Here is a 9,415-nt window from a genome sequence, read left to right on the forward strand (position 1 = left end):
GGCGCCGTGCATTCGGTGGTGTTCGGCGGCTTCGCCTCGCACGAGCTCGCCACCCGCATCGACGACGCCAAGCCGAAGCTGATCGTCACCGCTTCCTGCGGGCTCGAGCCCGGCCGCGTCGTCGCCTACAAGCCGCTGCTCGACAAGGCGATCGAGATGTCGAGGCATAAGCCCGATGCCTGCCTGATCCTCCAGCGCGAGCAGCTGCGCTGCGAGATGAAGGACAATTACGACATTGATTATGCCGACGCCGTGGCGCGCGAACGCGCGGCCGGCGCCAATGTCGACTGCGTCCCGGTTCTGGCCACCGATCCGCTCTATATCATCTACACCTCAGGCACGACCGGTCAGCCGAAAGGCATCGTGCGCGACAATGGCGGCCATATGGTCGCGCTGAAATGGACGATGGACAACGAGTTCGGCGTGAAGCCCGGCGAGGTGTTCTGGGCTGCCTCCGACGTGGGCTGGGTGGTCGGCCATTCCTACATCGTCTACGGGCCGCTTCTGCATGGCTGCACCAGCGTGCTCTTCGAGGGAAAGCCGATCGGCACACCCGACGCCGGCACCTATTGGCGGGTGATCTCCGACCATGGCGTTGTGGCGCTGTTCACGGCGCCGACCGCCTTCCGCGCCATCAAGGGGCAGGACCCCAAGGGCGAGTTCGTGCCGAAATACGACCTGTCGAAATTCCGCACCCTTTTCCTCGCCGGCGAGCGCGCCGATCCCGAAACCATCAAATGGGCCGAGCAGAAGCTCAACGTGCCGGTGGTCGATCATTGGTGGCAGACAGAGACCGGCTCGCCGATGACCATCAACCCGGCGGGACTCGGGCTCCTGCCGGTGAAATACGGCTCGCCCGGCGTGCCGATGCCGGGCTACGACATCCGCGTGCTCGACGATGCTGGGCATGAGGTGCCGCGCGGCACCCTCGGAAACGTCGTGGTCAAGCTGCCGTTGCCGGCGGGCTGCCTGCCGACGCTGTGGAATGCCGACGCCCGTTTCCGCCAAGCCTATCTCGATGAGTTTCCGGGTTACTACAAGACGGCGGACGCCGGCATGATGGACGAGGACGGGTACCTCTATGTCATGGCCCGCACCGACGACATCATCAATGTCGCCGGCCACCGGTTGTCGACCGGCGCCATGGAAGAGGTGCTGGCCGCCCACCCGGACGTCGCCGAATGCGCCGTCATCGGCATCGCCGACGCGATGAAGGGCCAGGTGCCCCTCGGCTTTGTCGTGCTCAACGCGGGCGTCGCGCGCGACACCGGCGCGATCGAGAGCGAGGTGGTGGGGCTGGTGCGCGAGCGCATCGGCCCGGTCGCCGCCTTCAAGACCGTTGTGACGATCAAGCGGCTTCCGAAGACGCGGTCCGGCAAGATCCTGCGCGGCACGATGCAGAAGATCGCCGACAAGGAAGAATGGTCGATGCCCGCGACGATCGACGACCCGGCCATACTCGACGAGATCACGGCGGCGCTGAAGAGCCGGGGCATCGGGGTTTAGGTGGACGTCGTCGGGCCGGCGCGCCCAAACGCCGTAAACTTATCCCGCGGTGCAATCGCTTGTTGTGCGATGCAGCAACAGCCCTTAAGCTTCGCGTGGGGGGCCATACCGAAGGGACGGCATGGCTCAGCACAAAACGACGTTCGGCGGCGTCGACATTCTTCGTTTTCTAGCAGCCGTCATGGTGATGTTCTATCACTACGGCTTCTGGGTGTGGGCCTTTCCCGACGGCATTTCGGCCCGCGCGACGGGCGGCATCCCACCCCACCCTGAAATGGCTTTTGCCGGCTCCGGCTGGGTTGGCGTGCAGGTGTTTTTCGTCATCAGCGGATTCGTCATCGCCTTCAGCGCCGAGAGATCGACGCCGCTCCGATTCTTCGAATCGCGCGTCAGGAGGCTGGTGCCCGCGGTGTGGGTCTGCGCGCCCGTCACCGCGATCGTGCTGTTGCTCGTCGACCTCTCCTGGCCAACGGACGCGGTGATGCGGCTCGTGCGCACCGCGCTGTTCGTGCCGTTCGAGCCGTGGGTGGACAGCGTCTACTGGACGCTCGGCATCGAGATCGCCTTCTACGCCGTCGTCTGGACGCTGTTGCGTCTCGGCCGCTTCGATCTGATGGAAGCGGTCGCCATAGTGATCGGGCTCGTCAGCACGATGTTCTGGAGCGCCTGTTTTGTCTTCGACTGGTCCGACCTCGCCGAGACGCGCTGGCTCCAGCTCGCACTGGTGCATCACGGCGCGTTCTTCGCGCTTGGGGTGCTCATCTGGCTGATGCGCTTCAAGGCGATGACGATGCCGCGCCTGGGCTTCAGCGCACTGTTCCTGGCCGGCGGCATGCTGCAGATCGTCAGCTCTGTCGACGTGCATAGCATCAAGGTCGGAGCGGCCATGCCCTACGCACCACCAATCATCGTCTTCCTTTCGGCGGTCGTGCTCATGGCGCTGTCGTTGCGCCTCGATCTTTCCTGGCGAGGCTGGCGCAGGATCGGGCTGATGACCTATCCGCTCTATCTGATCCACGACGTCGTCGGGGCGGCCGTGCTCGGCGCCCTGGTCGATGCAGGTGTCCCCTACCTCGCCGCGATGGCGGCCGTCGGGACGAGCATGATCGCGGCAAGCTGGCTGATCGCCGGCGAGGCCGAGCCGCGCATCCGACTGCTGCTCGACCACACGCTTTTCCGCTACCGGCTGAAGGCCGCCTGATCGTCCAGCCTGCCCACGCGGCAGTCACAGTTCCAGGCGCGTACCGTCGCCGGTGTGGAATTGTTTGCATTCCACGTGATATCGAGCCCGTGCAACCTGTGACGAACCCTTGCGCGAGCATCGAGTCCCTAATCTGTGAGCCTGTTCCAGCGATCAAGACGACCAAGAACCATGCCGCGCGAGCGGCTGGTGATGGATATGCGGGACAGCGTGGTCTATGCGATCGGCGACGTGCACGGGTGCTATGACGAACTGCGTGCGCTGGAGCAGAAGATCCAGCTCGACGCGCTGCAGTTCCGCGGCCGCAAGGTCATAATCATGCTCGGCGATTATGTCGACCGCGGACCGCAGTCTCGCCGCGTGATCGAGCACCTCATGGCCCCGGCGCCCAAGGGCTTCCTTCGGGTCTGCCTTGCGGGGAATCATGAGGTGGCGATGCTGAGCTACCTTGACGGTCATTTGTCGCGCGAGCCGTGGCTCCGCGTTGGCGGCCTGGAGACGCTGTTTTCCTATGGTGTCGATCCGGCGCGGCTCAAGAGCCTCTACGGTTCGAACGACGAGGTGGACATGCGCATCCGTTCGGCCATTCCAGCCAGCCATGTCGACTTCCTGCGCACGCTGCCGGTGATGGTCTGTTCCGAAAAATTCGTCTTCGTCCATGCCGGCATCAGGCCTGGCATCGCGCTCGAGGCGCAGGACGAGGCCGATCTCCTCAATATCCGGGAGGAATTCTTCGAGGCGTCGCACCGCCTCGACAGATGGGTGGTGCACGGGCACACTATCGTCGACGCTCCGCAACGCGACGGACGCCGGCTCGATATCGACACCGGCGCATTCCGGACCGGTCGGCTGACCGCAGTCAGGATCGTCGGCAAATATGGCCGGCTGCTTTCGACCGGCGATCGAGTCGACTCAGCGCTCCGGTAAAGGGGCCGAGCCGCCTATGATGCCTTGAACAGCTCCGACACGCGCCTCAAGCGGCCTGCCTGGCGCGCGTCTCCGACTTCTCCAGATAATAGCTCGAGTAGCGGTCGAAGAATTTCTCCGAGCCGCCGAGCGAGCCGTATTTCGCGAGCTTCTTCAGATTGACCTTGTTGAGCACGGCGCCGACGACTTTGTTGGCGATGTAGGGTTCCGACTCGAGCGTCGAACGCACCATCGCGCGCGGCGTGCGGCCCCATTCGGCGACGAGCACAAAGCCGTCGACAAGCGGCGCGAAAGCCTTGGCGTCAACCACGGGTCCAAGCGGCGGCAAGTCGACGATGATGTACTCGAACGTCTCCTTGGCGTTCTCGATGAAGCGCCGCATGCCGGCCGATCCCAGAAGTTCGCTGGTATGCGAGAACTGGCCGCGCAGCACGGCGGGGATGATGGCAAGCTTGGTCTGGCGGTCGACCTTGCCGACCGATTGCCATGTCTGCCCGTTGACCACCGCCTCCATCAATCCTTCGTCGGCTTCCATGCCGAGGCTGCGGCTGAGGCCGGGGTTGCGAAGGTCGCCGTCGATCAGCAGCGTCTTGGCGCCATTGGCGGCCAGCAGCCCGGCAAGGTTTGCCGCGACTGTCGACTTGCCTTCGCCCGGCAGCACCGAGATGACGCCGATCACCCGGCTTCCCTGGCCTTCCATCACCACGTCGAAGGCGATCTTGGCGTTGCGGAGCGTCTCGGCGAACATCGAGGCCGGCGCATCGATGCTCGCTCGCATGCGCGCCCGTTTCTCGGCGGCCGAAAGGCTGGTGACCTTGCTGTCCGCGGGCAGATCATCGGGTTTGGTATCCCTCGCCTTGCCGCCGCCGATCACCGGCAGATAGCCGAGGAATTTCAGTCCGACGCGATCGCGAACATCCTCGCCCGTGCGGAAGAAACGTTCGTTGAACTCGTTCAGGCCGCCAAATCCGGCGCCGAGCATAAGGCCAAGCACCAGCGACAATGCCACCACGCGCAAGGTGCGCGGGCTCGATGCCGTGAGCGGCATCGTGGCATCCGATATGATGCGGACCTTGCCGACCGGGAAGGTTTGCTGCTGCGAGGCTTCCTGGTAGCGGCTGAGGAAGGTCTGGTAGAGGGTGGCGAGCGCCTGCGCCTGTTGGTCCAGTTCTCTCAGCTTGACTTGCGACTCATTGTCGACCGAGCTCTGGCCGGCCGCGGCCGCGATCTGCTGCCTGAGCTTGCTTTCGCGCGCCTGCGCCACCTGGAAGTCGTTGCGATAGCTTTCGGTGATCTGTTTCAGCTGTCCGAAGATCTGCGCCGATACATCAGCCTTTTCCTTGGCGAGCGCCACAGCCTGGGGATGGTCCTTGCCATAGCTCGCCACGACATCCTGCAGACGCTTGGAGATGGCAAGGTAACGGGTCTTGAGCCCGATGACGACCGAACTGCTAGGCTGGTCAGCGGCAATGGCGGAATCGTTGAACGCGTTCTCCGAGCCGCTGTCGACGATCGCCTTGTACTGCTGATAGCGCGCGCTGGCGCGAGCCGTGTCGGCCTGAGCGATGATGAGCTGGGCGTTGAGATCGGCCAACTGCTTGCCGCTCATCAACTGGCCGTCACTGTTGGCCGACAGGCCATGCTCGGCCCTGAATTTCTCGACCTCCATGGCGGCCGTCTGCGAGCTCTGACGAAGCTCGGTCAGCCTGCCCTGCAGCCAGACGGCAGCGCGTTCGGTGGCGTCGAAACTGGCATTGAGCTGATCGGCGAGATAGGCTTCGGCGTAAGTCTTGGTGATGGCTGTGGCGAGAGCCGGGTTCGTCGACTGATAACCGAGGTTGATCACGTTGCTGCGGCCGGAGCGCGCCGCCTGCAGGTCGGTCTGCAGCTTGAGGACCGCATAGTCATGGCGCGCGGTGGCGATCATCGCTTCGCGCGTCGCGGCGTCGACATTCTGGATGCCGGGTATGTCATCCGCGCTGGAGCCGCGGAAATAGGTGATCACGCCTCGCAGCAGTCCGACGCCCTTGGCGAGGGCGGATTGGGGCGGGTTCATGAAGTCGTCATTCTGGTCGAGCTTCAGCTTGTCGACCACCACCGACGCCAGTCGCGCCGATGTCAGAATTTCGATCTGGCTGAGGATCGTGGCGTCCGTTTGCACCGTCACATTGGCGGCCGAGATGTCGTCCACGACCTTGTTCAGGCCCTCATCGATAAGCACGCTGCTGAACGACGTGTATTGTTTCGGCGTCGTCTGCAGATAGATCACACCAAGAAACACGCCGATGATGGCGCAGACCGCCACCACCTTGGCCTGCCGTGCGGCCATGCCAAGCAGACGCTCGACATCGATGAAGTCTTCCCCCTTTTCGGATTCGGTGCTGGGCAATGGCATCCTCTTGTCGAGGGGGAAGCTGGCATAGTTCATCTTCGGTCCAATTCCAGGTTGCAGGCGCTAACGGCCTTGGAAGATCGGCGTCGTTACCAGAAAAGACCACGCGACATTGGTGCCAAGGAGCGCCTGGCCTGAATGGCCAAGCGCAAGCGAGGCTGTCGCGCCATCGCGGTTATGCATATGCACCCAAAAGATGGGCATTATGCGGCTACTTCCCGGCGCTCATGCGACCGCACGAACTCCCGAAGCATTTCAAGGACAGGCCCTTTCATGTCGTCACGCGCCAGGGCGAAGGCGATGGTGGCCTCGATGAAGCCTTCCTTGGAACCGCAGTCGAACATGCGGCCGTTGAAGGGCTGGGCATAGAATGGCTGGCTCTTGGCGAGACGGACCATCGCATCGGTGAGCTGGATTTCGTTGCCGGCGCCGCGCGACTGGTTGCCGAGCAGCGCGAAGATCTCCGGCTGCAGGATATAGCGGCCGTTGATGTAGTAGTTCGATGGCGCGTCGGCGGGGGCCGGCTTTTCGACCATGGCCGTCACCTCGAAGCCGGAGCTTATCTCATCACCGCGGCCGACGATGCCGTATTTGCCGGTCTCGGAGGGATCGCAGCGCTCCACGGCGATGACGTTGCCACCGGTCCGCTGATAGAGATCGACCGTCTCGGCGAGACAGCCGGGCGCGCCGAAGGACACCATGTCGGGAAGGAGCAGCGCGAAAGGTTCGTTGCCGATCACTTCGCGCGCGCACCACACCGCATGGCCGAGACCGTGCGGCGATTGCTGACGGATGAAGCTGGTGGCGCCGGCCACCGGGAGCAGGCTTTCCAGCGACTGCAACTGCGCCTTCTTGCCGGTCTGTTCCAGCGTGCCGATCAGTTCAGGGTGCAGGTCGAAATAGTCTTCGATGACCGCCTTGTTGCGGCCGGTGACGAAGACGATGTGCTCGATGCCGGCCTCGAAAGCCTCGTCCACCGCATATTGCACGACAGGCTTGTCGACGACGGGAAGCATTTCCTTCGGCATCGACTTGGTCGCCGGCAGGAACCGCGTTCCGAGTCCCGCCACCGGTATGACTGCCTTCCTGACTTTCTGCATCTGGTATTCCTTCTGAGAAGATCGATTTCCACCTAGAGCTGGCTATGAAAAATCACTTCCATCGGCCTGCACGCTTCATCTCCCCGCCCCCACGGCAAACTGTGCCGCAACCCTTCGCAGCCGGACAGCGATCGGCATCGACATATGCCTAACCGCGGCCGGATCCCTGAGTGCCGTGCCTATCGCCTTCAGCGGAGCACGGGCCTTGATGTGCTGGACCAGAGACAGGAACGAAGCCGCCTTGCGCAGGCTGCGACGGCGCCTGGCGAAGGCGGCCATGGCCCTGTCATCCATCGTATGCGTCGCAGCGAAGGCGGCATCGGCGCTCGCCATCGCTTCGACATGGTGCAATTCGAGCACGCGTGAAATCGAGCCGGTACGGATGTGGTAGATGTAGCCGGTCGTCGGCTCGACGACGCAGCGGCCGCCCTTGGCCAGCGCGCTTGCCAAAAGGATATAGTCTTCGCCGATGCGCAGCTTCTCGTCGTAGCGAAGCCGGTTTTCGTCGAGGAAGCGACGCTGGAAGATCGGCTTCAGATAGCCGAGGTTGAAGCGCGATTCGAAGACCAGATTGCCGGCGATGTAGTCGGCAAGCGTGATTTCGCCGAGCGTTTCGATGTATTCTGCCGGGAACATGGTGTCCTCGGGCGTGCCATCCTCGCGCACGACCTGGACATTGTCGACGGCGATCTCGGCGCCCGCCTTTTCCGCCCGGGCGATCATCGCCGCCAGCCGATCGGGAAGGACGGCGTCGTCGGAATCGAGCACAGCCACCCAGCGGCCGCGCGCCAGGTCGAGGCCGGCATTCCTGGCGCCGCCCGGACCACGGTTATCGGGAAGCGCGACCACTTTCACGAGGTCCTTCGGATAGGAATGCGCCACTTCGAGGGTGCGGTCACGGGAGCGGTCGTCGACGACGATGATCTCGACGGTGACATCGCGCTGCGCGATCGCACTTGAGATCGCCCGGTCGAGGGTCGACTCGGCGTTGTAGGCTGCAATGACGAAGCTGACGTCAGGCTGCACGCTTGTCCCCTTGTTCTGGCGAGGTGAGGCCGTACTGGCGGATTTCGCGGACACCGACCAAACCGCTGACGACACCAACATGCATAATGCCGCGCAGGGTGCTGCGGTTCCGCCGCACCGGGCTGATCGCCGTCAAGACCGCCATGCCGAAGCAGTAGGCCGCCTTCGCCGAAGCGAGGCCAACCTGGCCGGCGCGGCGAATGCCGCCCTTGTCGCGTCCGATGAGGTGGCCATGCGTCTGCCCGAAGCGGAAGCGGCGGCGGCGCAGCCAATCGAAGCCAGCCCTGGCGCGCGGCACGACCTCGTCGACAAAGGCGTCCGGCGCAAAGGCGATGCGCCCGCCGGCCTTGACCATGTTGTCGAAGAATTCGGTGTCCTCGCCGCCGGTCTGGCCGCGCGCCAGGCTGAAACGACGGTTGCGCAGGCTTGCGTCGGACATCTTGAGCAGGACGTTGCACGTGTAGCCGGTGCGGATTTCACCTCGCACCCAGACAGGCAAGGTCGAATGGAAATCGCCCTTGCGCATCCAGGCCGGTGCGTCCGGATGGTAGTGCGCCCTGACCGGCCCGAGCACGGAGGCGGCGCCGGTGGCGTCAGCCATGGCCACGAGCTCGATAAGCCAGCCGGGCGAAGCGGTCTCGTCGTCGTCGATGAAAGCAACGAACCCGGCCGTGCTGGCATCGAGGCAGGCGTTGCGGGCGATCGAGATGTTGCGCGCCGGCGCGTGGCGATAGGTGACGCGCAGCTTCAGTTCGTCCGCCAGTTTCCGCACCAGCGGTTCGGCCGTCGGCTTGTCGTCATTGTCGGCGATAACGACGCCGATATCGAAGCCTTCGAGCTTGTCCAACGCCGCGACGGAGCGCAGCGTGTCGGCAAGCTCGGGCCGGCGGAAGGTGCAGATGCAGATGTCAATCGAGCGGCCAGCCATCACGCCACCCCGCGTCGCGATTGGGGCATCAGCAGTTGCTGCCAGAAGCCTACCGACCAGCCGAAATGCATGACCATCGCTGACACGCCGGCCAGCGCAAGGGCCGGATTGTGCTGGCGGATAGCCGTGGCTGCGCCGTAGCCGAGGCACACAGCCGCCCACAGCAGGAACGGCACCGCCGCCAGCCAGTGGATGAACGAGAAGAGGGCCAGCAACACGACGGGCGCCACCAGAAGCGGGATCATCTGCCGCACCTTCGGCACCATGCGGTGCTTCAGCACGTTCTTGGCGCGGCCGCGGCCGTAGCCGAGATACTGGAAATAGAGGCTCTTCAG

7 protein-coding genes and 1 pseudogene are annotated in these 9,415 nt (G+C 64.0%); 3 read left to right on the forward strand and 5 right to left on the reverse strand.

The window, feature by feature from the left end:
- The 3 genes from Q0L57_RS31715 to Q0L57_RS31725 form a co-directional block, all read left to right on the forward strand.
- Positions 1 to 1,506: AMP-binding protein (locus tag Q0L57_RS31715; protein ID WP_296747039.1), on the forward strand; the 1,506-nt coding region annotated here is incomplete at its 5' end.
- 121 nt (positions 1,507 to 1,627) lie between these two features.
- Complete coding sequence (locus tag Q0L57_RS31720; RefSeq protein ID WP_296747040.1) at positions 1,628 to 2,707, forward strand: acyltransferase; 1,080 nt, start codon at positions 1,628 to 1,630, stop codon at positions 2,705 to 2,707.
- A gap of 171 nt (positions 2,708 to 2,878) precedes the next feature.
- Positions 2,879 to 3,634, forward strand: a complete 756-nt coding sequence (locus tag Q0L57_RS31725; protein WP_296747041.1) for a metallophosphoesterase family protein — start codon at positions 2,879 to 2,881, stop codon at positions 3,632 to 3,634.
- A 46-nt stretch (positions 3,635 to 3,680) separates the two neighbouring features.
- On the opposite strand, the gene Q0L57_RS31730 is transcribed toward Q0L57_RS31725, so the two are convergent.
- From Q0L57_RS31730 to Q0L57_RS31750, 5 genes and pseudogenes are all read right to left on the reverse strand, one after another.
- The gene (locus Q0L57_RS31730; RefSeq protein WP_296747042.1) at positions 3,681 to 6,062 is read right to left on the reverse strand and encodes a polysaccharide biosynthesis tyrosine autokinase; all 2,382 of its coding nucleotides are present in this window, start codon (positions 6,060 to 6,062) and stop codon (positions 3,681 to 3,683) included.
- A 167-nt stretch (positions 6,063 to 6,229) separates the two neighbouring features.
- The gene (galU, locus tag Q0L57_RS31735; RefSeq protein ID WP_296747043.1) at positions 6,230 to 7,126 is read right to left on the reverse strand and encodes a UTP--glucose-1-phosphate uridylyltransferase GalU; all 897 of its coding nucleotides are present in this window, start codon (positions 7,124 to 7,126) and stop codon (positions 6,230 to 6,232) included.
- Between the two features lie 75 nt (positions 7,127 to 7,201).
- Positions 7,202 to 8,152, reverse strand: coding sequence for a glycosyltransferase family 2 protein (locus tag Q0L57_RS31740; RefSeq protein WP_296747044.1), 951 nt, complete (start codon positions 8,150 to 8,152; stop codon positions 7,202 to 7,204).
- Positions 8,142 to 9,080: a glycosyltransferase family 2 protein gene (locus Q0L57_RS31745; protein ID WP_296747045.1), complete on the reverse strand. Its 939-nt coding sequence runs from the start codon at positions 9,078 to 9,080 to the stop codon at positions 8,142 to 8,144. The genes Q0L57_RS31740 and Q0L57_RS31745 overlap by 11 nt, the downstream gene beginning before the upstream one ends.
- Positions 9,080 to 9,415 (reverse strand): annotated as a pseudogene (locus Q0L57_RS31750) (succinoglycan biosynthesis protein exoa); the annotation flags it as partial. The gene Q0L57_RS31745 and the pseudogene Q0L57_RS31750, both read right to left, overlap by 1 nt.

The organism is Mesorhizobium sp., from assembly GCF_024509055.1.
Lineage (GTDB): Bacteria > Pseudomonadota > Alphaproteobacteria > Rhizobiales > Rhizobiaceae > Mesorhizobium.